The organism is Flavobacterium sp., from assembly GCF_029945805.1.
In the GTDB taxonomy this organism is placed as follows: domain Bacteria; phylum Bacteroidota; class Bacteroidia; order Flavobacteriales; family Flavobacteriaceae; genus Flavobacterium.
The window spans coordinates 184963-210471 of record NZ_JAQSDH010000033.1 but is presented as its reverse complement, the minus strand read 5'-3'; the positions used below and the strand labels follow the sequence as shown (position 1 = coordinate 210471).

General features: G+C 34.9%; 20 protein-coding genes. 14 read left to right on the top strand and 6 right to left on the bottom strand.

What is annotated here, in order from left to right:
• Positions 1-144: 144 nt before the first annotated feature.
• The 14 genes from PSU83_RS08330 to PSU83_RS08265 all read left to right on the top strand — a co-directional run bounded on the left by PSU83_RS08330 (position 145) and on the right by PSU83_RS08265 (position 19550).
• Positions 145-3288, top strand: coding sequence for an ice-binding family protein (locus tag PSU83_RS08330; RefSeq protein ID WP_300588781.1), 3144 nt, complete (start codon positions 145-147; stop codon positions 3286-3288).
• Positions 3289-3642: 354 nt separating this feature from the next.
• Positions 3643-6924, top strand: coding sequence for an ice-binding family protein (locus PSU83_RS08325; protein ID WP_300588779.1), 3282 nt, complete (start codon positions 3643-3645; stop codon positions 6922-6924).
• A 331-nt stretch (positions 6925-7255) separates the two neighbouring features.
• Complete coding sequence (locus tag PSU83_RS08320) at positions 7256-9598, top strand: PAS domain S-box protein (protein WP_300588777.1); 2343 nt, start codon at positions 7256-7258, stop codon at positions 9596-9598.
• On the top strand, positions 9595-10008 hold the full coding sequence (locus PSU83_RS08315) for a response regulator (RefSeq protein WP_300588775.1): 414 nt from the start codon (positions 9595-9597) through the stop codon (positions 10006-10008). Before PSU83_RS08320 ends, PSU83_RS08315 begins: the two co-directional genes overlap by 4 nt.
• Positions 10009-10255: 247 nt before the next feature.
• Positions 10256-10777, top strand: a complete 522-nt coding sequence (locus PSU83_RS08310) for a DUF4440 domain-containing protein (RefSeq protein ID WP_300588773.1) — start codon at positions 10256-10258, stop codon at positions 10775-10777.
• A gap of 142 nt (positions 10778-10919) precedes the next feature.
• Positions 10920-12530 carry a hypothetical protein gene (locus PSU83_RS08305; RefSeq protein ID WP_300588771.1) on the top strand — a complete coding sequence of 537 codons (1611 nt, stop codon included), beginning with the start codon at positions 10920-10922 and terminating at the stop codon, positions 12528-12530.
• A gap of 147 nt (positions 12531-12677) precedes the next feature.
• The gene (locus tag PSU83_RS08300) at positions 12678-13559 is read left to right on the top strand and encodes an SDR family oxidoreductase (protein WP_300588769.1); all 882 of its coding nucleotides are present in this window, start codon (positions 12678-12680) and stop codon (positions 13557-13559) included.
• Positions 13560-13740: 181 nt separating this feature from the next.
• Complete coding sequence (locus tag PSU83_RS08295) at positions 13741-14508, top strand: AAA family ATPase (protein ID WP_300588767.1); 768 nt, start codon at positions 13741-13743, stop codon at positions 14506-14508.
• 3 nt (positions 14509-14511) lie between these two features.
• Positions 14512-15414 (top strand): ParB/RepB/Spo0J family partition protein, encoded by a 903-nt coding sequence (locus PSU83_RS08290; protein WP_300588765.1) that lies wholly within the window; start codon positions 14512-14514, stop codon positions 15412-15414.
• On the top strand, positions 15414-15971 hold the full coding sequence (locus PSU83_RS08285; RefSeq protein WP_300588763.1) for a DUF5683 domain-containing protein: 558 nt from the start codon (positions 15414-15416) through the stop codon (positions 15969-15971). Before PSU83_RS08290 ends, PSU83_RS08285 begins: the two co-directional genes overlap by 1 nt.
• Positions 15972-16676, top strand: coding sequence for a 4-hydroxy-tetrahydrodipicolinate reductase (dapB, locus tag PSU83_RS08280; RefSeq protein ID WP_300588761.1), 705 nt, complete (start codon positions 15972-15974; stop codon positions 16674-16676).
• A gap of 68 nt (positions 16677-16744) precedes the next feature.
• The gene (gene lepB, locus PSU83_RS08275) at positions 16745-18475 is read left to right on the top strand and encodes a signal peptidase I (RefSeq protein ID WP_300588759.1); all 1731 of its coding nucleotides are present in this window, start codon (positions 16745-16747) and stop codon (positions 18473-18475) included.
• 65 nt (positions 18476-18540) lie between these two features.
• Positions 18541-18849 carry a four helix bundle protein gene (locus PSU83_RS08270; RefSeq protein WP_300588757.1) on the top strand — a complete coding sequence of 103 codons (309 nt, stop codon included), beginning with the start codon at positions 18541-18543 and terminating at the stop codon, positions 18847-18849.
• A gap of 89 nt (positions 18850-18938) precedes the next feature.
• Positions 18939-19550, top strand: coding sequence for a WbqC family protein (locus tag PSU83_RS08265; protein ID WP_300588755.1), 612 nt, complete (start codon positions 18939-18941; stop codon positions 19548-19550).
• A 134-nt stretch (positions 19551-19684) separates the two neighbouring features.
• Here PSU83_RS08265 and PSU83_RS08260 read toward each other — a convergent pair whose 3' ends face one another.
• From PSU83_RS08260 to ribH, 6 genes are all read right to left on the bottom strand, one after another.
• Positions 19685-20074: a hypothetical protein gene (locus PSU83_RS08260; RefSeq protein WP_300588753.1), complete on the bottom strand. Its 390-nt coding sequence runs from the start codon at positions 20072-20074 to the stop codon at positions 19685-19687.
• A 32-nt stretch (positions 20075-20106) separates the two neighbouring features.
• Positions 20107-21156, bottom strand: coding sequence for an endonuclease/exonuclease/phosphatase family protein (locus PSU83_RS08255; RefSeq protein ID WP_300588751.1), 1050 nt, complete (start codon positions 21154-21156; stop codon positions 20107-20109).
• Positions 21157-21255: 99 nt separating this feature from the next.
• Positions 21256-22137, bottom strand: a complete 882-nt coding sequence (locus PSU83_RS08250; RefSeq protein ID WP_300588749.1) for a rhomboid family intramembrane serine protease — start codon at positions 22135-22137, stop codon at positions 21256-21258.
• A gap of 3 nt (positions 22138-22140) precedes the next feature.
• Entirely contained in the window at positions 22141-22974 is an 834-nt protein-coding gene (locus PSU83_RS08245; protein WP_300588747.1) for a rhomboid family intramembrane serine protease, read from the bottom strand.
• On the bottom strand, positions 22971-24827 hold the full coding sequence (mutL, locus tag PSU83_RS08240; RefSeq protein WP_300588745.1) for a DNA mismatch repair endonuclease MutL: 1857 nt from the start codon (positions 24825-24827) through the stop codon (positions 22971-22973). Before mutL ends, PSU83_RS08245 begins: the two co-directional genes overlap by 4 nt.
• A 163-nt stretch (positions 24828-24990) precedes the next feature.
• A complete protein-coding gene (gene ribH, locus PSU83_RS08235; RefSeq protein ID WP_300588743.1) occupies positions 24991-25488 on the bottom strand; it encodes a 6,7-dimethyl-8-ribityllumazine synthase in 498 nt (165 codons plus the stop codon).
• Between the last annotated feature and the right edge of the window lie 21 nt (positions 25489-25509).

The following is a 25509-nucleotide window of genomic DNA, read 5'->3' as shown; positions in this document are numbered from 1 at the left end:
GCTTTTAATCGATTAAAAGGTTTACCATTGACGTATAAAATTAACAAAACGACTTTTATCTCCGATACAAAAAATTTGGAAGAGTTGACTTAAAATTTTATACATAGCTGTTGCGATATTTCTGTCGCAGATAAAAAAATCATAATGAATAAAAAATTATGTTTTCTAGGATTATCAATCATTTTCTTATCTTCTTTTTTTACCGTTAATGCCCAAGCCCCCACTCTAAGTGCAGCGGCAGCATTTGACTTGTTTACTGCAAATGGAACTATCAGTAATACGGGTAACACCCAATTTTCAGGAAATATTGGGACTAATAGTGGTACCATTACAGGTTTTGGAACCGTAACTAACAACATGTATACGACGGATAGTTTTACCGCTACTTGTGCTACGGATGTATTAAATGCGTACAATGAATTATTTGCAACCGCTGCTACCGTTACAGATCATGCAGCAGTTTTTGGGAACGGAGAACAACTTACTGCTGGAGTTTATGAAATTACTGGCGCTGCTTCAATTGCAGGATCGCTAACATTAAATGGCCAGGGAAATACTGATGCTATATTCATTTTCAAGATTGGTGGTGCTTTTACCTCAGCAGCCAATGCTCAAATTATTTTAGCCAATGGTGCTGATGTAAACAATGTATTTTGGGTATCAGAAGGAGCGATGTCTTTTGCCTCCAATGTGAATGCAAAAGGAACTTTTTTAGCGCATAACGGTGCCATTAGTTTTGGCGCATGGGCTGTTTTACAAGGCAGAGCATTAACGCTTGCAGGAGCTATTACTACTTATGAAAATTTTATTAATTTACCACCAACACCAGCCGAAGGACCCGATATGGGTAGTGTTGCTGATTTTATACTGTTTACAACTGTTGGCGCAATTACAAATACAGGCACCACTTTTTTAAGTGGTAGTATAGGAACAGATGCTGGTGCCATTACTGGTTTTGCACCTTCAACCGAATTTATATATATTGAAGATAGCGTTACTGTACTTGGTGCAGAAGATTTAGCACTCGCTTATAATGATTTACAAACAAGAGCACCGAACAATATAGCGCATAGTCCTGCTTTTGGTGGTGGCGAAATTTTAACTCCTGGTGTTTATAGTATTGGAGCAGCTGGTTCAATTGCTGGTACAATAACGTTAGATGCTTTGGGAGATCCTAATGCTATCTTTATCATACGTGTAGGCGGAGCACTCACAACCGCTGTTGGTACTCAAATCATTTTATCTAATGGTGCGAGCGCTGCTAATGTGTTTTGGGTTGTTGAAGGTGCCATTACATTAGAGAGTAATATGGTCGGTGCAGGAACTTTTATCACAAGTGCCGGAGCCATAAATATTGGGGCTAATTGCACTTTAGTAGGGCGTGCACTTACGCTTACAGGTGCCATAACCACTATAAATGGATTGTCATTAACTATTCCAATAATCAAAAAAGTACGAAATAATCAAACGATTTGTTACGGAACTTCTCCAGCAGATTTAGTGCTTACCGGCACTACTGAAACTGTACTTAAATGGCAAAAATCTAGCAATAAACAATTTACCAACCCCATAGACATCGCAAATACTACCGCAATTCTTACTAGTAGTAGTATTGGGAATATTTATGAAACTACTTGGTTTAGAGTAGTATTTGAAGGCACTGCGCAATATTCTTTTTCAGCCAAAATTAAAGTAGGTATTGCTACGTCGTGGAATGGGATTGATTGGGATCGCGGTCTACCTAATGCTTCAACCACAGTCATTTTTACCGAAGACTATACTTCGACGCAGTGTATACATGTTTGCGCAGTAATTGTTGTTAATAATGCTAATGTGCTAATCAATTCAGAGGATACTTTAACGGTTCAAAATAGTGTTGCTATTACTCAAGGCTCTTTGATTTTTGAAAATAATGCAAGTTTGGTTCAAATTAGTAATGCAGTTAATTCCGGTACTATCACGTATAAAAGAGACACTACAATGCGTAAATTTGATTATACTTATTGGTCAACGCCGGTAAGTCCGCAAACTATAGGTGGTTTTACACCAGGATCTCCTTTGTCGTATTCGTTTAATCCTCTCATTGCAAATTGGCAATGGGCACCCTTAAGTACTATCATGATTGTTGGAAAAGGATATATCGCAAGAGCACCAAGCAGCTTTTCTGTTACTGTAGCAACCCCTTTTACTGCCAATTTTATTGGTGTACCAAATAATGGAAACTATCCTGTAACGATTCACGCTAGTGAAAGTACTACTTTTAATTTATTGGGGAATCCTTATCCAAGTGCCATTAGCGCCGATGAATTTATGGATGAGAATACAGATACCCTGGGTTTAACTGGAACTACATTTTACTTTTGGACCCACAATACACCCATTACCAATAACGAATATGCGTATAGCGATTATGCTTCTTACAACAGAACAGGCGGAACTAAGGCTGTTGAAGGAGAAAATAATGAAATCCCAACGGGTAAAATCGCCGCTGGACAATCCTTCATGGTTGGAGCTGAAAATTCAGGAATAGCTACTTTTAGTAATAAAATGCGTATTAGTGGTAATAACAATCATTTTTACAGACAAAATCAAGATAACCTTTCAATAACTACTGCAGAAAAACACCGCGTTTGGCTTGATTTAAAAAATGAACAAGGCTTTTTCAAAGAAATTTTAGTAGGCTATTTAGGAAACGCAACAAATGGTTTTGAGACTGGTTTTGATGGACCCATTGCTGAAGCAGGTAACTCCATAAGTTTTTACTCTTTTTCGAATATCAAAAAGCTGTCGATTCAAGGAAGAGGATTACCATTTGATACAAATGATGAAGTTGCTTTAGGCTATAAAACTACGGTGGCATCAACTTATAGTATAACATTATCAGCTTTTGACGGTTTATTTACTGAGCAATCAGTATATCTTGAAGATACGTTGTTAAATGTTATTCATAATCTAAAAGATTCGCCTTACTCTTTTACTACTCTAGAAGGAACTTTTGATACGCGTTTTGTATTACGCTACACTAGTTCAACTTTGGATGTTTCCAATCCCGTTCTAGCTGCAAGTTCTATTTTAATTTATAAAGAGCAGCAACAAATGATTGTTCATTCAGGTACCGTTGCAATGGCAGAAGTAACTGTATTTGACGTCATGGGGCGCCAGCTCTTTGCAAAAAAAGCTATTGATGCTACCGAATTCCGATTTAGTACAATAAACAATAATGGGTTGTTATTGGTTCAGATAAAAACTATAGACAATCAAATTATTACTAAAAAAATCATTCCATAACCTTTAGAAAGGTAATAAAATTCTGCTATTATTAATAAATATTTGAAAGAAAAATTGTGGGTGTTGTGGCGTACTCTCATTGAAAACATCGACTATTATTTACAGTTATAAAACCTTAAGTTATTGATTATTAATTAATATAACTAATTCGTAGTAGTATTGTAGTTTAATAAGTCCACCTTTACCCCCGATGCAATAATTCTATTGCTTCTAACCTTTCCGATTAATATGAAAACCTATTTATTGTTAGCATTAACAACGTCTTTGCTATTGTCTTTTATTAACACTTCGATTACACCAGTTCAGCCTACTACTTTTATATACTTTACTCCTTACTTTTTTATTTAATTCATTATGAAAAATATAAATAATTTTAAATCGATATTTTCGTTACTTTTCATTTTTTTCTTTAGCGCTTCTTTTAGTCAAACCGTTAATTTAGGAATACTAACCTCTTTTGAAGCTTATACTGGAAGTGGGGGAATTGCAAATGGAGCTGGAGCTACTATTAACGGAGATGTTGGTACACACCTTGGAATAATTAGTGGATTTGTTTCACCACCTTATACTGGTAACACATACAATGCTAATGCAATTACTGATCAAGCCAGAAAAGATTTACTTAGGTTATACATTCATCTTAACGATCTTTTTGTAAACTTTCCTGATACTCATGCTCCAGCTTTTGGAGCAGGCGAAACTATTACTCCTGGCGTATATTTCTTATCTGGTGCTGGATCTATAGGAGGTTCTCTTACTCTTGATGGAGGAGGAAATCCAGATGCTTTCTTTGTAATTCAATTTAATGGAGCAATGACAGTAGGCGCTAGTGCTTCAGTTACTTTAACTAATGGAACAAAATCTTGTAATGTTTTTTGGATTGCTAATGGAGCTATTTCTGTTGCAGCAAATGCTACTGTAAAAGGAACTTTGTTTTCAAAGGTAGGAGCTGTTGGCCTTGGTGCCGGTACAATCCTTGAAGGAAGAATGCTTACTATGGCTGGAGCCATAACTACCGGAGTGGGTGCTGTTGCAAATCCTCCAATTGGTGTGAGTACCATTCCAATATTTTGTGAAGCGAGTTGCAGTCCTGCTCCTTCTGTAGCTGTTTTGGGAGTTATTTCAGACTTTGCCCTTTTTACTAATTTAGGTGCCGTAGCAAATACTGGTATTTCTGGAATTAATGGAAAAATTGGTAGTGATGGAGCTATAAGTGGTTATACTAATGGAATTCATATCGGAACGGAGCATACTGCGGATGCGCTTACAGCACAAGCCGAAATAGATTTAGATAACGCTTATACTGCGCTTATGGCGCTGCCAAATACTATACTTTCTCATGTGCCAGCTTTTGGACTTGGAGAAACACTTACTGCTGGAGTTTATTTCATAAACGGCGCAGGATCTTTAGCAGGTACTATAACCTTAGATGGTCAAAATAATCCAGATGCAATTTTTGTATTTAAGTTTGCTGGGGCATTTAATATAGCGGCACTATCAAAAATAATTTTAACTAATGAAACGCGTCGTTGTAATGTTTTTTGGATTGGTGGAGCTGGAGTTGCTACTGGTGCCGTTAATATAGGAGCGGCCTCTCATGTAAAAGGAAATTTTATTTCCCATGGTGGAGCTTGTAACTCAGGAGCAGGTGTATTTCTATCAGGTAGACAACTTTCTACAGGTGGAGCAGTTAATTCTGACACAGGTATAATTTATACTACTCCAGAATGCATAACCTCTCAGTCTTTATTGATTTCGTTGTCTGCCCCTATTTCTGGCGGAGACCAAACGGTTTGCTCAGACGGAACGACTACACAAACACTTACTGCTACTGCTACTACTGATGAAGGTACAGTAACTTGGTTTGATGCTGCAACTTCAGGTACTGTTGTTTCAAGCCCTATTCAAGTTGGGGCAGGCTCAAAAACATATTATGCAGAGACTTTTAATGGTACCTCTATTAGTGCTAGTAGAACTGCTATTACGCTAACTATTGATTTAACAACTACAACCGACGGCGGAATTACCTGGTCTAATGGAATACCAAGTGGTCAAGCAGTTGTTTTTGATGGTGCTACAGGAACAATAAGCGGTGATTTAGCTTCATGTTCTATTAGGTTAAAAAATAATGCAGTTATTACAGTATTGTCTGGAATTGATGTGACTTTGAACGGTAAATTAGTTGTTGATGAAGGAAGTACTTTTATATTAGAAAACAATGCCAATTTAATTCAAAATACAACCATTGCTAATTCAGGTACTATTATTGTAAAACGAAATTCATCTTTATTAAAGCGATTAGATTACACCTTATGGTCCTCTCCAGTTGCAGGTCAAGGAATATATGCTTTTTCTCCTTTTACTTTACCAACACGTTTTTATGTTTATGATACAAGCACAAATTTATATACATCATTAGAATTTAATTTAAGCGGTTTACAATATCCATCGCCTTTAGTAGCTCCAACCGGAGTCAATGGAACCGATACTACCAATATTCCATTCGCCACAGCAAAAGGGTATTTAATACGCATGCCTTACAATCACCCAACAGTAGCGACAGCCTGGAATGGTTCATTCACCGGCGTACCAAATAATGGTGATATTACTTTTCCGTTGCAAACAGGTTACAATGCAGTAGGAAATCCATATCCATCTCGAATTAATGTTCATAATTTTATTGATTCAAATCCCAATATTACTGGAACTTTATATTTTTGGAGAAAAACGAATGATTACACCGCAACTTCACATGCCACGCTTACCAAAATGGCCTACGTTGCCAATGGTGCTGCTGGCGGAGATACTGGAATAGGTTTTTTCGATTTTGGAGATGAAGCAAATAGCGTAGTTAATATAGGACAAGGTTTTATTGTATTAGCAACTAGTGATTCAAACTTAAACTTTACTAACGCTTTGAGAAGAAATTTAAACGAGAATCAATTCTTTAAAACAAGTTCTGTTACTACTACAAACACTGGATTGTATTGGTTAAACTTGACAAAAAGCGATGGAATTTACAGTCAAATGGCAGTTGGATATAGTGCACAAGGTACTTTAGAAGTTGATAGAGGCATTGATGGTAAAAACATCAATAATGAGTTTTATTTAACCAGTTTGATTGGAACTGACGACTATTCAATCCAAGGCCGTCCTGATTTTCAAGCTAATGACATTGTCCCCTTATCATACAAAACTACTGCTGCCGGAAATTATACAATTTCTATTGACCACACAGCTGGCTTATTTTCTGATAGTCAAAGCATTTACCTTAAAGACAACGTCTATGCTACAGTTCAAGATTTAAAAGTCGGAAGCTATACTTTTGCAAGTCAAGCGGGAACTTTCAATAACCGTTTTGAGATTGTATATACCAATTCATTAGCAGTTGGTAGTGTTTCCCCTTTCGGCAATCAGGTAAAGGCTTACAAAAACAATGGTAATTTAATAATTTCCAGCAGTGCTTTAGCATTAGATTCTGTAAAAATATTTGATATAAGCGGAAGGTTGCTAACAGCGCAAAAAGGAATAAATGAACTACAAATGAACTTGACAGGTTTACGGTCAAATGGTTTATTACTTGTAGAAATTACTTCAGAAACCGGTAGTACTTGTGTTAAGAAAGTGATTTGGTAAATTTATTCAGAAAATATTATTTGTTTTAAAACAAATAATAATTGTTAGGATTGAGAGTTCATTGTTAAACAAACTATGAGCTCTTTTTTCATTTTTAAACATACGCCACATAATCTTACATAAAAGTGGCAATTATATAAGTTTGATTAACAATAGTATAACACAAGCAATTAGTGTAGTACTATTTTGCATTGTTTAATTACTGCTTACATATTCCTACATATTATAGCACTAAAATCTATACAATACTTCATCACAATAGTGCCTTAACACAATTTAAAGGAGAAAATTAACAAATTTATTCTATCAATTCAGGTAATCTTATCTAGCAATGGAAAATTATATTAATACAATTACACAACGCCAAATTCGGCATACTATGGATTCCTTGCTAGAAGGAGTACAAATCATCGATTTTAATTGGCGGTATGTGTATACCAATACATCAGCGGATAGCGGCCTTCACTTACATACGATGATGGAAAAATTTCCCGATATTGAGAATACCGAAGTATTTAAAGTCTTACAGCATTGCATGACGTCACGCAAAGAAGAAAGATTAGAGATTGAGTTTGTTTATTTTGATAAATCCGTTAAATGGTTCGATTTAAATGTAGTTCCTGTCGATGAAGGTATCTGCTTAATGTCACTTGATATTACGGCACATAAAGTGGCTGAGGAAAAACTAAAAAAAATGAAGAACCTCTACGCTTTCATTAGTCAAGTAAATCAGAAAATTGTTCGCGTAGAAAATGAAAAAATGCTTTTTCAAAATGCTTGTACTATGGCTTTAGAATTTGGTGCATTTAAAATGGCTTGGATTGGTATTTTTAATAAAGAAGAAAAAACTATAAAATTGGTCGAACAATGCGGGGTTCCACAAAAAGATCTTAAGCGCTTTGAGGGTGCTTATATGGTAAATGGCGCCCAAGCATACGTACTTCAAAACAACACCTACTATATCTGTGATGATATAGATAAAAATCCACAACTTGGATCATGGAAGCCCTTTGCTAAAAAGAACAACATTCGTTCGGGCATGGTACTCCCAATAAGAAAATCAGGGATTATTATAGGAACCTTTAACCTCTATTCAACCAAAGTAAACTTTTCGGATAAAGAAGTAATGGAATTATTGGTAGAATTAGCAGGTGATATATCGTATGCACTTGATTTGTTCGAAAAGGCAAAGTATCATAAAATAGTAGAAGACCTGATAGTAAGTAACGAAAATAAATTTCGCGCGCTTATTGAAAAAAGTAGCGAAATAAAAACACTTTCGGATATAGAGGGACGACTCTTTTATGTCAGCCCATCCATAAAAAAGGTTTTGGGTTACACACCTAAAGAATTTATAGCGTTGAAGTCTTTCAGTTTCTATCATCCAGACGATGTTCCGATGCTAATCAAGACAAGAAAAAAACTGGTAGTTACTCCTGGTAAAACCGTAAAGCGCCAAGTTAGGCTTTTACATAAAAAAGGATATTGGGTTTGGTGTGAAGGCACCTTAACCAACTTTCTTGATGAAGCAGGAATAAACGCAATGTTTGCTAGTTTTACTGATGTATCTGAAAGAAAAGAAGCAGCTCTACAACTCGAGTTTGAACAAAATAATCTTACTGCGCTAATCAATAATACCGAAGATTTAATGTGGAGCGTTGACACTGATTTTAAACTCATAACTTCAAATGAACCGTTTGACAAATTAATGCGCTATCTGTTTGGAAAAGAAATTCTTAAAGGAGAAAATACTTTATTGTGCAGTGGATTATCACAAGAACAGCAGAAACGTTTTAAACAATTTTATGAACGCGCATTTACGGGAGAAATTTTTACAGAAGTTATTTATGATAAAAAACCAATTGAAAGATGGTCAGAAATGTCCTTTTATCCCATCCGAAAAGAACACGAAATAATAGGTACTGCCTGTTTCTCGCAAAATATTACAACCCGAAGAAAATCAGATTTAAAATTACAGCAACAAAACCAAGAACTTATTAAGACTAATTTGGAACTCGACCGTTTTGTTTACAGCGTATCGCATGATTTGCGTTCGCCACTTACCTCTATGCTTGGATTAATTTCTTTTATAGAGGAAGATAGTCAAGAAAAAGAAACGCTCGAACACATTAAACTGATTAAAAACAATATCCATCGATTGGATAACTCAATTAAAAATATCCTGAATTATTCTTATAATAACCGTGCTGAACTCGACGTACAACAAATAAATATAGAAAAAACAATTCATGACGTTTTAAGTTCGTTGACTGATGTAAAAGCGGCAGATGGAATTATATTTAATGTAAGAGTAAAAGAGTTTATCCAATTTCATACGGATCGTAAGCGTTTTACCACCATCTTAGAAAATCTAATTTCGAATGCCATAAAGTACCACACGGAAAATAAAACTGACAGGTACATAAATATCACAGCAGTAACAGATAAAGAGAAGTTAGAACTTAATATTGAAGATAACGGAATTGGTATAGATACAAAACACCACGAAAAAATATTTGATATGTTTTACAGGCTTTCAGGTGAAAAACCGGGGTCAGGAATCGGGTTATACATCGTGAAAGAAACAGCAGAGAAACTTCTAGGTAAAATTGTATTAGAGAATACAAAAGGACACGGAGCTTCATTCACACTCACACTTAAAAATTTATTATGATACCAGATACCAACCCAAGATTTCCGATTGTCATGATTATTGATGATAATACTATTGATTTGTACATTACCTCACATGTAATTACAAGACAGAATTTTGGAAGGCAAATATTGCAATATTCCATTGCAAGTGAAGCATTAAACTATTTGATAGAAAATAGTAAAAACGTATCGGCTTTGCCACAAATTATTTTGGTAGACATTTATATGCCTATAATGTCCGGTTTTGAATTCATGGAAGCTTACGATGATTTGCCACAAAGCGTCAAGGACTATTGCAACGTTTACGTAGTCTCCTCATCAATTGACCAAAAGGATATCATGCGAGCCGAAGAAGATAAAAATATCATCGGTTTTTGCGAAAAGCCGATTTCTAAAATAACACTTGAAAATATGACGATAAGTAATTAGTGTTGTTGCGAATTAAAATAGGGATTCGCAACAACATTCTTTTCCCTAATTTAATTTTTATTTCAATGACGTTTTTAACTTCTTTAAATATTAATACTTCAAATTTTAACTTTAATGTAATTTATCTATAATTCGATAGAGCCAAAAATTTTAACTTCAGCACTTGAACTTCAGCAATTTATTACTACATTTATATTCCCTAGTCTTGTAACCTCAATAAAATTGAAACCTTTAAACCAACCATAATATGAAAAACAAGATTTTAAACACTGTCATTTTTGTAGCGATTGTTTCTTTTGCAATTGGATGTAAACAAAAAACGGAAGAAGTTGCCATTGACAAAGAACAAATCAAAAATGAGATTCAAGCTATAGAGAATAGAATGGCTGAAATGTATAACAACCGTGAACTTTCTACCGAAGAATATTATGCCGATGATGCGATTAGCTTTTCACAAAACAAACCACCGCTTGAAGGTAAAGCAGCTATTTACAAATCCATTAAAGAAGATTTATTAAGTTTTCAGAAAGGACACCAGATCGCTTTTGTAGCGAACGAAGTATTACCTTCTCCTCAAGGCAATCAAGTGGTTGAAATTGGAAGCTATAGAGTGTCAGACTCTACTTCTACCGCAATATATACTGGAAATTTCATGGCCGTTTTTGAAAAAAGAGATGGAAAATATGTTTGTATCAGAGATATGGCCGCATCTGACAGACCTAAAATAGAAATCGCAAAACCTGAAGACAAAAAAGATACTAAAAAATAATACTACTAAACTTTACTATTTGAAAAAGCACTTTATTTTAAGGTGCTTTTTTTGTAAAGATAATTTACTAAGTACCTAAGTCAAATATACTCCAACGGAATCAAAGAACTGAGAATTCAATAAAAAGTTCTAATTTTGGCTGATGAATTTTGTACAACGTCTTTTTCTTTCTATTTCTTTTTTGCTTTTGATGACTGGTTTTGCCGCGCCATCTGCAAATCCGTTGATGCAAAAAGGGTGGGCTGAACTCATACAAGATAATGAAAATGAAGCTTTTGGATACTTTTCGCAAGCATTAGAAATAGCCACAAAAGAAAAAAATACGGCAGATAAAGCTGAATCTTTATTCTATCTAGGAATCTGCTCGTACGGTTCTAGCCTCGAAAAAGGTCTACAGTTCGTTACCAAATCACTCTACGAATACAAGCAACTCGAAAAAACAAATCCCGAAAAAGCACATATTGGTCGTTACAAATGCCTGCAGTTAATCAGCACGATTTATGCGCGACAGAAAAAGTATAAGGAAGCAATGCAATTAAGCGCTGAGGTGGTAGCCGAGTTAAAAGACAAAACCGATACATCAGGAACACTTGGATTAGCGTACAATAGCCTAGGATTTTTAAGCGAATTAAAAAACGAAAAAGTCGAAGCAGAAGAATATTATACTTTAGCCTTACACGAATTTGAAAAAGCAAAGAATGTTGCCTATTTACCTTCTTCTTATTGTCGATTGGGAGAAATTGCAAAGGATAGAAACCAAAAAGAAATTAGTGTAAACTACTTCAAAAAAGCTTTGACTACTGCCCAAAGTACGAGAAATAAACAAGCACAGGTTACCGCTTTAATTGCCATGGGAAATTGGTATATGAAATTTGAAAATGATCTAAGTCAAGCCGAAAATTATTTTAATAAAGCGCGAATTACTTCGGCAACAATTTCAGACAAAACATTTGAAATCAAAGCGCTAGAAGCTTTAATTGAACTAAAAAAAGAAGAAGAAAATTATCAAGAAGTAAGCCAATTACAACATAAGATACTAACAATTAAAGACAGCTTCTATTCATTCGAAAGAGACCAAATTGTAAAAAGTTTGGAAGTTCAATTCGATGTTTCGGAGAAAAACAGAAAGCTTAAATTGATCTCCGCAGAACATGAAGTTTCTGCACTAACGAATTATCTTCTCGTCGCACTTTTGGTTTTATTGATTCTTGTCTTTACGATTCTGTATCTGTTTTTGAAACGTATCAATAAGAGAGACAAGCAACTTTTGAAAACTAAAGAAGAATTAGTTTTGGTGCTAGAAGAGCAAAAACAACTTAAGCAGCATCAGTTTCAAAACGATTTAGAGTTTAAAGAAAGTCAGTTGAGTGCGATTACTATCCAAATGTTGGAGAAAAATGAGCTTCTAGACGAAATCAAAACACTTCTCAATAGAAAGGAAGCCACATCGGAAACCGAAATAAAAAAAATAGTTTCCAAATACACGATTCAGGAGAATAATTGGAAGGATTTTGATAGCCATTTTGAAAGTGTCAACAAGAATTTCTACACCCGCTTGAAAGGCAAATATCCCGATATCAGTTCGAATGATCTAAAAATTTGTGCCTTAATAAAACTAAATCTATCCATAAAAGAAATGGCATCTATCCTCAATATTTCTCCTGATAGCGTTAAAACGGCACGCCATCGCCTGCGCAAAAAACTACAGCTCAGCACCGAAGAAAATCTTACCGATTTTATTTTGGCAGTATAAACAATCCAGAAGCTAATTGCTATTTTTCTGAAATTAAATAAACTTGTCGATTAATCTCAAAAATGGGATTGAAATTCCCGTTCTTAGATGCAGTTTGTTTGTTTTTGAAATAATTAGTTTTATATATTTACTAAAAATTAAAAACTTATGAATTTCTCAGCAAAAATGTTACGCGATAATGCGTTATCTGGTAAAGTAATAGTAGTAACTGGTGGCGGAAGCGGATTAGGTAAAGCCATGACCAAATATTTCCTTGAATTAGGTGCTAAAGTAGCGATTTCGTCACGCGATATGGATAAGCTAAAAACTACGGCAGCCGAATTAGAGAAAGAAACCGGTGGAACATGTCTTCCGATTCAGTGCGATGTGCGTCATTACGATCAAGTTGAAGCTATGTTGGCAAAAGTTTTAGAAACCTTCGGCAAAGTAGATGTATTGCTTAATAACGCAGCAGGAAACTTCATTTCTCCTACGGAAAGATTGTCTGCGAATGCCTTTGACACTATTATCGATATCGTTCTGAAAGGATCTAAAAACTGTACCCTAGCGTTTGGAAAACATTGGATCGAAACCAAACAAACCAACTGCAATGTGTTGAATATTGTCACCACTTATGCTTGGACCGGTTCGGGCTATGTAGTTCCGAGTGCCACTGCGAAAGCTGGAGTTCTGGCTATGACCAGAAGTTTGGCTGTAGAATGGGCAAAATACGGCATCCGAATGAACGCGATAGCACCAGGACCATTTCCAACAAAAGGCGCTTGGGACCGATTACTTCCGGGTGATTTAGCTGAAAAATTTGATATGGCTAAGAAAGTGCCTTTGAAACGTGTTGGCGATCATCAAGAATTAGCCAATTTAGCCGCTTATTTGGTTTCTGATTTCTCTGCGTATATCAACGGAGAAGTTATTGTAATTGATGGTGGCGAATGGTTGCAAGGTGCTGGACAATTCAATATTCTTGAAAAAATTCCACAAGAAATGTGGGATATGTTGGAAACCATGATAAAGAATAAAGGGAATAAATAAATTTTTGATTTAAGAGTATTGATCTTCACGATTTGATTTAAGAGTATTCAAGAATTATAGTCTTTTTTCTTTTCTGTTTCTACTATTCACTACTTCAAAACTTTACAAGATTGTTAACAAAAATCCGTAGGCAAAGCCATAAATAATTGTATTTTTACGGCTCTAAATTTTAAAAAATTAAATGGGTAAAATCATTGCTATTGCCAATCAAAAAGGTGGTGTTGGAAAAACAACAACTTCTGTAAACCTTGCAGCATCACTGGGAGTTTTAGAAAAAAAAGTGTTATTGATAGATGCGGATCCGCAAGCCAACGCAAGTTCTGGTTTGGGTATTGATGTGGAAAATGTAGCTATTGGCACCTACCAAATTCTGGAACACAGCAGTAGCCCAGAAGAAGCTATAATTTCATGTAGCGCTCCGAATGTTTGGGTAATTCCTTCGCATATCGATTTGGTTGCCATTGAAATTGAATTAGTTGACAAAGAAAACCGCGAATACATGCTGAAACAAGCACTAGAAAGCGTGAAAGATCAGTACGATTATATTCTAATTGATTGTGCTCCGTCTTTAGGTTTGCTTACGCTAAATGCACTTACTGCTGCTGATAGCGTGATAATTCCAATTCAATGCGAATATTTTGCTTTAGAAGGTTTAGGGAAATTACTGAATACGATCAAAAGTGTACAAAAAATACACAATCCTGACTTAGATATTGAAGGGCTTTTATTGACCATGTTCGACTCGCGTTTGCGTTTGTCTAACCAAGTTGTAGAAGAAGTTCAGAAGCATTTTAACGATATGGTTTTCAAAACAATTATACAGCGAAATGTGAAACTAAGTGAAGCGCCAAGTTTTGGTGAAAGTATCATAAACTTCGATGCAACAAGTAAAGGCGCCAGTAACTATTTGAGTTTGGCACAGGAAGTCATTAAAAAAAACAGTAAGTAAGCTATGGCAAAAGCTATAAAAAAACAAGCATTAGGAAGAGGTTTATCTGCCTTATTGAAAGATCCTGAAAATGATATTCAATCGATGAATGATAAAAATGCCGACAAGGTTGTGGGTAATATTATCGAATTGGATATTGACGCTATCGAAATCAATCCGTTTCAACCGAGAACTAATTTCAACGAAGATTCGTTGCAAGAATTAGCTTCATCTATCAAGGAATTAGGGCTTATTCAACCAATTACCGTTCGTAAATTAGACTTCAATAAATACCAATTGATTTCGGGAGAAAGACGTTTGCGTGCTTCCAAATTAGTTGGATTGACTACCGTTCCGGCTTACATCCGAATTGCCAATGACAATGAGTCGTTAATCATGGCTTTGGTAGAAAACATTCAGCGTCACGACTTAGATCCAATAGAAATTGCGCTTTCGTATCAAAGGTTAATTGACGAAATTCAATTGACACAAGAACAAATGAGCGATCGCGTTGGAAAGAAACGCTCTACCATTGCTAACTATTTAAGGTTGTTAAAGTTAGATCCGATTATTCAAACCGGAATAAGAGATGGATTTATCAGTATGGGACACGGTCGAGCGATCATCAATATTGAAGATCAAGACGTTCAGACCGCTATTTATCAAAAAATTGTTAGCCAGAATCTTTCAGTTCGTGAAACAGAAACTTTGGTAAAAAATTATCAGGAAAGCATCAAACCTGCACCAGCAAAAGCGGCTAAAAATGCGTCAACATTTGCCATAGCAGAAGATCAGAAAAAAGCATTTACCAACTTTTTTGGTTCTAAAATAGACGTGAAAGTTGCCGGAAATGGTAAAGGAAAAATTACGATTCCGTTTCATTCGGAAGAAGATTTTAATCGCATCATCAAACTAATCCAAGGATAGTGTCTAAACTTTTATACATAGCGCTGTTTGTCTTTTTATTGGGAAATCACTCTGTTTTTTCTCAGAAAAGTGAAACAATGATTATAGCAAAAGACACTACAAAATTAGAAGAAATTGATCCGTTGCGCCCTTCAAAAGCGGCGTTTTATTCGGCTATATTACCAGGATTGGGTCAAGCCTACAACAAAAAGTATTGGAAAATTCCAGTTGTGTATGGAGCCATAGGCACCAGTCTTTATTTTTATATCGACAACAACAAAAAATACCATAGTTATCGAGATGCGTATAAAAAACGATTATTAGGTCAAGAAGATACGCAGTATGGCTACCTTGACGATTCTCGGTTAATTGCCGCCCAAAGATTTTATCAACGAAATAGGGATTTATCACTGCTAGTAACCGTCGGTTTTTATATTTTAAATATCGTGGACGCCAATGTGGATGCGCATTTAATGCAGTTCAACGTGAGTGATAAACTGTCATTCCAACCCGATGTATATACCAATGACATCAACTACAAACCTAACTTGGGACTAACTTTTAATTACAAATTCTAAATGAAAATAGCTTTATTAGGATATGGTAAAATGGGTAAAGTAATCGAAAGAATTGCTACCGAAAGAGGTCACGAAATTGTACTCAAAAAAGAGGAATCTAATACCTATGAAGGTTTGTCAACTGCTGATGTGGCTATCGACTTTAGTGCGCCAAATGTTGCCGTTGAAAATATATCTACCGCTATAAACTTAGGAGTTCCGGTTGTTTCTGGCACTACAGGTTGGCTTGAAAATTACCATGAAATCGTAAAACTTTGTAACGAAAAAGAAGCCGCATTTCTGTATGGCTCAAATTTTAGTCTTGGTGTGAATATATTCTTTGAACTCAATGATTATCTGGCAAAGATGATGGCTAAATTCAAAGACTATAACGTTTCAATGGAAGAAATACATCATACCCAAAAGCTGGACAAACCTAGCGGAACCGCAATTTCATTAGCAAACGCTATAATCAATCATTCTGATAAAAACAATTGGGCTATCGAAAATCCAAAAGAAGATGATGTCTTTATTGATGTCAAAAGAATAGATGATGTTCCGGGAACGCACAGCGTTTTTTACAATTCTGAAGTAGATTATATCGAAATAAAACACGTGGCTCATAACCGAGAAGGTTTTGCCCTCGGAGCTGTTATTGCTGCCGAATGGATTATTGACAAAAAAGGCGTTTTCTCGATGAAAGACGTTTTAGATTTACATAAATAAATATTAAAGTTGTAACAAATTAAGGAACTGTTAAACTTATACACACATAAACTTTTAAACTCAACATCATGTCATTATTTCATTGGTTTATATTTTTCCTAGTTGTTCAAATCATTCATGGACTTGGAACTTGGAAATTATACCAAAAAGCAGGTAGAAAACCAATCGAAGCTTTTATTCCAGTATACAATTCCATCGTATTGATGAAAATAATCAACCGCCCAGCTTGGTGGACAATTTTATTATTCATTCCAGTTATTAACCTAATTATGTTCCCTGTCGTTTGGGTTGAAACTTTGAGAAGTTTTGGGAAAAATTCTACTGCGGATACATGGTTAGGTATCTTCACTTTCGGACTATACATTTATTATATCAATTACACTCAAGATTTTAAACACATAGCTGACAGAAGTTTGGTTGCCAAAACAAAAACTGGAGATACCGTTAGCTCGTTGCTTTTTGCAATTGTGGTAGCCACTTTGGTTCACACCTATGTGATGCAACCCTACACTATTCCATCCTCTTCTTTGGAAAAATCTTTACTAATAGGTGATTTTCTTTTTGTAAGTAAGTTTCATTATGGCGCAAGAGTTCCAATGACTTCTGTGGCAGCACCAATGGTTCATGACACTATTCCAGTGATACACACAAAATCGTACTTATATGACGATAACAATCCCGAATCTTGGAAGAACAAATTACAATTACCTTACTTTAGATTTCCTGGTTTCGAGAAAATTAAAAACAGTGATATTGTGGTTTTCAACTGGCCTCGAGATACATTATTTCATATGTACAAACCGGCAGACAGACGATACAGCAAGCCCATTGATAAAAAAACCAACTATGTAAAACGTTGCGTCGGGATTGCGGGTGATAGTCTGCAGATTAAGAATGGTGATGTGTATATTAATGGAAAAATATTAATTCTGCCTGAAAGAGCAAGACCACAATTTTCATATAACGTACAGCTTAAAGATGGTAACGATGATACATTTTTACAGCAAAATGATATAAAAGAATACAATTATGTATTTAAAATGGAAGCGAAACTCTGGGACAATGCTGTGGTTAAAAACTATTTTAATGAGGAAAGAGTTAGAGTTTCAGAAGTTTCAAGAGACTCCGCAAACATTTACTTTAATGCAGGTGGAATTACTGCTGATGTCTTTAAAAAATTAAATTTAGGCATTGGGTATTATCAAGCGAATTTAACGGCGCAAAAGGCTGAATTATTAAAAAATGATCCGAATGTTGCCTCCGTAACTAGATTTATTAAAACTGGAGTCGAAGATGGAATTTATCCTGATGCTGCTGACGGAATTCCAACTACTTTGAATAATTGGAACAGTGATAATTTTGGTCCTATATACATTCCAAAAGCTGGAGCAAAAGTAAATTTAGATCTAAAATCTTTGCCACTTTATAAGATTATTATTGGTGAATATGAAGGGAATAAATTGAAAGTTGTAGGGAATGATATTTTCATAAATGGAGAAAAAGCTACAACCTATACTTTCAAACAGGATTATTATTGGATGATGGGAGACAACAGAAACAACTCTTTAGACGCGCGTTATTTTGGATACACTCCAGAAAACCATATTGTTGGAAAACCAGTATTCATATGGATGAGCTGGGATTCTAACGGAAAAGGTCTTAATAAAATTCGTTGGGAACGATTATTTACCACTGTTGGTGGAGATGGTCAACCTCAGTCCTACTTCAAGTATTTCCTTTTCTTATTAGCGCTATATTTTGTTGGAGATTATTTCTGGAAAAAAAGAAAGAATAGTTAATTTGGTTATTTGGTTATTCAATTTTTTAAATAACTAAACCATTTAATAATCTAACAAGTAGCGAAATGTATATATTTTCTTTTGAAAAATTAGAAGTTTGGATTGAAGCAAAAAACTTTTCAAAGACTATATATGCGATAACTTCAAAATTTCCTGAAACAGAAAAATTTGGATTAATTTCTCAATTAAGAAGAGCGTCAATATCTATAGCATCAAACATGGCTGAAGGTTCTGCTAGAAAAAGTTTTAAAGACAAAGCACATTTTACGTCTATGGCTTTTAGTTCTGCGGTAGAAGTGCTAAACCAATTTATACTATCATTCGAGCTCACTTTTGTTACTGAAACAGATTATTTACATTTAAGAAATCAATAAGAAAGTATTACGAACAAACTAAATTCGCTTCGAAATTATCAAATTGATCAATCTAAAGAAATCAAATAACCAAATTCACGTATAACCGAATGAGCATCATCATCCATCCAAGCTTTTTTCCTTCCATCAGTAGTTTTGTGGCTATGGCAAAAGCGGATATAGTAACTTTTGAAATGGAAGATAATTTCCAGAAACAAACCAACCGCAGCCGAATGTACATTTACAGTCCAAATGGAATTCAATTGCTGAATGTGCCGATAAAACATACTCAAGAAAGGCATCAAAGAACAAAAGAGGTAAAACTTGAAACCGCTTTTGAGTGGCAAAAGCAACATTTTAAATCACTAGAAGCGGCTTACCGAACTTCTCCCTTTTTTGAATATTTTGAAGATGACATTCGTCCGATATTTGAAAAAAAACATACTTTTTTGATGGATTTGAATATGGAAACGATGTCAATTGTTTCAAAATGTTTAGGCTTTGAATTTGATTACAACGAAACTACGGAGTATTTTCATGAAGTAAATGATAAAATTGATTTCAGAAATTTAATTAATGGCAAAAAAGACACTTCTTCTTTTGAATCGTACACACAAGTTTTTGGAGACAAGCATGGTTATTTAAATAACCTATCCATTCTAGATTTACTGTTCAATGAAGGTCGATATGCATTGGATTATTTAAAGAAACAGGAATTATAACTTTCTGGTGCTTCGTAACAGTTGCGAACTTCGGAACCATTTACTTTATTACAAGGCCAATAGAGTTGTGAAACGCAAAGCTGAATTTTGAACAAAATTCGCAATTGCGCGATACGGTAATTAGCAGTTGTGCTTTATTTTTGAATGAGTATTTTGTTGTAACTCTGCCATTCTTTTCCACTGATTAAATCAACAGCCTCTTTATTTGAAAATATTAATTCACAAGCATTCCCCAAAAATTTGTTTTCAGTATCCTGTCTTTCATGAGCTATATTAAAAATTATTACATCTTCTTTTGTAATAAGATTTTGGATACCGAAAGTAAAACCGTAATCTGTGTAATAAGGTGCTTGTTCTATTTCTATTCTTAAGTTTGCTACTTCACTACTATAAAGTAATTTAACCGACCAATCTAAATCTGCATATCTATACATTTTTTCTTCTTCGAAAGTATATTGATACTCGCTTTCGAGAACCGAAAACAAATTTCGAGCATGTGTTTTAAAAAACTCTATTCGATTCATTTTATGGTCATTTTTTTGAGCACAGCTGCTAACTACTCTATAAACGAAAGTCTAGTCATTATAGGTAAATGATCTGAATTTTCAAACTTTGTAAAGGTGGTAAAGTTTTTTACTTTCATTTTTTTACTGGCAAATATATAATCAATTCGTGCCGGATAATATTTGAATTTATACGTTTGTCCAAAACCACTTCCGGCTTCCTCAAAACAATCATTCAAATCAGATTTTATATTTCGGTACAAATAGGAAAATGGACTATTATTCATATCGCCACAGATAATAACCGGGTAATTGCATTTGTTTTTGTGTTTCACCAAAATTTCAGCTTGTTGCTGTTGCTTTTTAAAGGCTTCACGAATTCTTGAAAAAAGCTGCTGAGATTTACTTTGGTTGATAACATCTACATTTTCTGAAATCTCATTAACATCCGGAGAAATTTTTATGGACTGCAAATGAATATTATAAACTCTGATTGTATCTTTTCCTTTTTTGATATCGGCATAAACTATGTTATTTCCGGCAGCTGGAATCTTGAAATCACCAGAATTGAAAATCGGAAACTTAGAGAAAATAGCTTGACCCGTTTTGATTTGCTCTCCTTCCATAAAGATGGCTTTGTACTTATAAATCCTCAAATCTACTTTAGCTTTTTCGGAGTATTCCTGAATACACAAAATATCAGGGTTCTGCTCGTTGATGAAACTTAAGATAGTCCCGCCAACATTATCTTGTGGAAGCCAGTCAAACAAGTTGAACAATCGAACATTGTAACTCATTACAGTAAAATCTTTTTCTTCTCTTTCTGTGTCATTTGAAGAGAATTTGTAGAATTTATTGATAAAAGTAATTCCGAGCAATAAAACCAATCCCGAAAGCATTACCTGACGTTTAAGCTGTACCAACCAATAGATAAAAAACAAGGTATTCATAATAAGAAACAGTGGCAAAATCAAAGTTAGCACTGAAAGCAGCGGAAACATTTTTGGTGCCAGAAAAGGCAAAACATAAGCAACAAAAGTCAATACAGTAACTACTATATTGATTCCAAATACCACTTTATTAAACCACGAAAGTTTCTTCATTTATTTTTTTAAAAGTCTATTAGGCTTAGAATATCATTTTTTTATTACTAGAACAAAAGATAAAGAACTGAAAGCCAAAACTAATTACTGAACACTAACCTATTTTCCTGCTTTGAATAAAAATTCTTTCTCCTCAGCCGTCAAACTATCGTAACCCGACTGACTAATTTTGTCAAGAATTTCATCTATTTGCTGCTGCTTTTTGTCTTTAACAATTATTTTACTTTCTGTTTTCACAACAGGTTTCTTAACATTAACATGTACTTTTTTAAACGGTGTTGCTTTTTTAGGACTAACCAAATTGGCAAAGAAATCAATTACCGAACTTACTATCCGACTCAAATCTGTTCCACTTTGCAACAACTTAATGTAAATATAACCAAATAATGCACCGCCCAAATGAGCAATATGGCCGCCAGTATTATCTAATGGCAATTGTATCAAATCTAAGATAATAAAAACTAAAGCAATTTGCCATAATTTTACTGTACCAAATAGTATAAGTCTAACTTCCATATATGGTTGGTAACTTACGGTTGCCAAGAGTATCGCCATAACTGCACCAGAAGCACCAACCATAGTTGCGTTTACTCCTGTCAAAGCAGGCAGAAATTGATAACCAATCATATATAATAATCCTGAAAAAACTGAACCTAGAATATACAAGGCAAGGAGTTGTCTCTGGGTAAAAAAAGTCAAAAATAGTTGTCCAACAAAATGCAACATCAGCATATTAAAAATCAAATGGAAAATCCCTGAATGAAAGAAAGCATAGGATAGTAAAGACCAAGGTTTCCATAATAAATCACTCCAATCAGTTGATAAACTGACGAAATTTAAATAATCAACACGAACATCAAACAAGAGCAATAGTCCAAAAACAATTGCAGGAACTGCAAAAAATAGCATATTCCAGAAAATCAAACGAATAGTTATAGTACCTATTTTATATTGAAATTTTAAATCATCTAGTACATTCATATCTTAATTCCAACGATTTTTGTTAAATGAATTTTTCTTCCAATACCACATCATCAAAAATCCAGTTAAGGCGCCACCAATATGAGCAAAGTGTGCAATTCCGGTTCCTCCGGCTCCAAAAAGGGAGTTTCCTTTAAAACCTAAAAACAAATCTATGGCAATAATTCCTGGTACGAAGTATTTAGCTTTTATTGGAATTGGAATAAACATAATTCCCAATTCAGCCATCGGAAACATAAAAGCAAAAGCAGTCAGCAATCCGTAAATGGCACCTGATGCACCAAGAGCACTACCTCTAAATATTTGAATAGCTTCTGTTAATATATTAAATTGCTCTTGTGTGAATTTTGCATTATCTAAAATGGTTTTCACCTTACTCGATACCATTTGACCATTGGTATCAAAGACACTACCGTAATCGGCATTTAATAAAATTTGGAGATCACTTTTAGATACATTTAAATCAGAAATTTGATTTAAAGCGTATTGCATCTGAAAATAATTAACTCCGGTGTACAATAAAGCAGCACCTAATCCGCATGAAATATAAAAAAATATAAACTTTTTTGCGCCCCAATAATGCTCTAATGCGGAACCAAAAGAAACCAAAGCAAACATATTAAAAACGATGTGCATGATTCCCGCTGAAGAACCCTGACCATAAACAGGTGCATGCATAAACATTGCTGTCAACGGTTGCCAAAGTCGAAAATTAGGATTAGCTGGATAATACTGTGAAAATAATTGATAAGCTACATCGCCAATAATATTGGAACCTACATAAAATATAATATTAATAATTAGTAACTGCTTAACAGTTTCGGTCATTTTCATCATAAACTGAATTTTTTATCTAAATCTTCCACACTCATGGTGATAAAAGTAGGTTTTTGAAACGGGGATACATTGGGTTCTCTGCAGGCAAAAAGATTATGCACCAAATTTTCCTGCTCTTTTTCGGTTAAATAGGTTCCGGTTCTTACGGCTAAACTTCGCGCCATTGATTTGGCAATCGTATCATTTTGGCTGAAACTGTTATCCGGAATTCCGTCGTGTAAATCACACAATAATTCTTCTAATACAATAGAAATTTCACTTTCCGTTACATTGATTGGCAAGCCAGAAATCATAACATGATCTTTATTAAAAGCTTCAAAGACAAATCCTGTATTTTCCAATGATGTTTTTAATTCCACCAGTAATTCGATTTCTGAAGATGAATAATACAAATCTAGCGGAAATAATAATTGTTGGCTTGAGGCCTTTTGCACGGTCATGCTAGTCAAGAATTCTTCATATAAAACACGCTCGTGTGCACGCTTCTGATTAATAATAACCATGCCCGATTTAATTGGACTAACTATATATTTTTTATGAATTTGATACGTACGTTTAACTTCCTGCTCACTATCTGTTTCATCAAATAAAGAAGAAGTTACGGCCTCATTTTCAAAAGTCATTTCTGCAATATCAACTTCAGTACTAGCCTGTTTTAAACCAACATACAAGCTTTCCCAACTCGGTTGTGCTTCTGGTTTTTTATAACTTGAAGAAGAGGAAAAAGATTTGTTTGGCTTCTCATCCGAAAACGGATTATAACTTCTATCGACTTGGACATTTGGATATTCTGCCGCTTTATTTTGATATTGATAAGGCGTATCCAAATTGGGATCTCTATCAAAATCTAAAACTGGCGAAACATTAAATTGTCCTAAACTGTGTTTGATAGACGAACGTAAAATGGCATACAAGGCGTGCTCATCGTCAAATTTAATTTCGGTTTTTGTCGGATGAATATTGATATCGATGGTATGCGGCGGAACATCTAGATACAAAAAATAACTGGGTTGCGCGCCATCTTTCAACAAACCATCATAAGCTGCCATAACGGCGTGATGCAGATACCCACTTTTGATAAATCGGTTGTTGACAAAAAAGAACTGCTCGCCCCTATTCTTCTTAGAAAATTCGGGTTTGCCAATGAATCCGTGAAGGTTGACAATTTCCGTTTCTTCTTTGGCAGGAACTAACTTTTCATTGGTTTTACCCGAAAAAATATTGACAATTCGCTGTCTAAAATTCGAAATCGGAAGATTGAACATTTCGCTTCCGTTATGATACATGGTAAAATGTATGTTCGGATGCGCCATCGCAACACGTTGGAATTCGTCCACAACATGACGTTGCTCTACCGTTTCTGATTTTAGGAAATTACGACGTGCCGGAATATTGAAAAACAAATTCTTAACGGCAAACGAAGTACCTTTTGGCAAAACAGCTGGCTCTTGTGACACAAATTTACTTCCTTCAATAATAATGTGTGTTCCCAATTCATCTTGATCTTGCTTCGTTTTCATTTCAACATGCGCAATCGCGGCAATAGATGCCAAAGCTTCGCCTCGAAAACCTTTGGTATGCAAAGAAAATAAATCTTCAGCATGACGAATTTTGGAAGTTGCATGACGTTCAAAACACAAGCGCGAATCGGTGATGCTCATTCCCATTCCGTTATCAATCACCTGAACTAGAGATTTTCCAGCATCTTTAATGATTAATTTGATATCCGTAGCTTTGGCATCCACAGCATTTTCCAACAATTCCTTGACTACAGAAGCTGGTCTTTGAACCACTTCGCCCGCAGCAATCTGGTTGGCAACATGATCAGGAAGTAATTGAATTATGCTCGACATAGTTAGTATTCAGTGTTCAAAAATAAGAATTCAATATCAAAATTGAAGTTAGCAAATTTAAGGAAAAACAACTGTGATTTACAGTTAATAGTTACCTAAAAATAAAAAAACCTATCCACAATTTGAACAGGTTTAATTTTATAAAAATCAAGATTTATTTCGGTTATTTTTCTTCTGAAATCTTTCTTAGTTGGGCCATTTTAATTGCAGCAATTGCAGCTTCAGTGCCTTTGTTACCATGAACTCCACCACTTCTATCAATGGATTGTTGTTCGTTGTTATCGGTCAGTAAACAAAAAATTACCGGAACATCCGTCTGAACATTCAAATCTTTTATTCCTTGAGTTACACCTTCACATACAAATTCGAAATGCATGGTTTCGCCCTTTATCACACAACCAATGGTAATTACCACATCAACTTCTTGCGTGACGATCATGCGTTGAGCGCCGTAAACCAACTCAAAACTTCCGGGAACGTTCCAACGGATGATATTTTCAGGTTGCGCTCCACAATCTAACAATGCGGCTTCTGCTCCAGAAAAAAGACCATTAGTAATATGATCGTTCCACTCTGAAACAACAATCCCAAACCGAAAATCTTTCGCGTTTGGGATTGTATTTTTATCGTAATTGGATAAGTTTTTATTTGCTGTAGCCATCTTTTAAGATTGCAGAATACA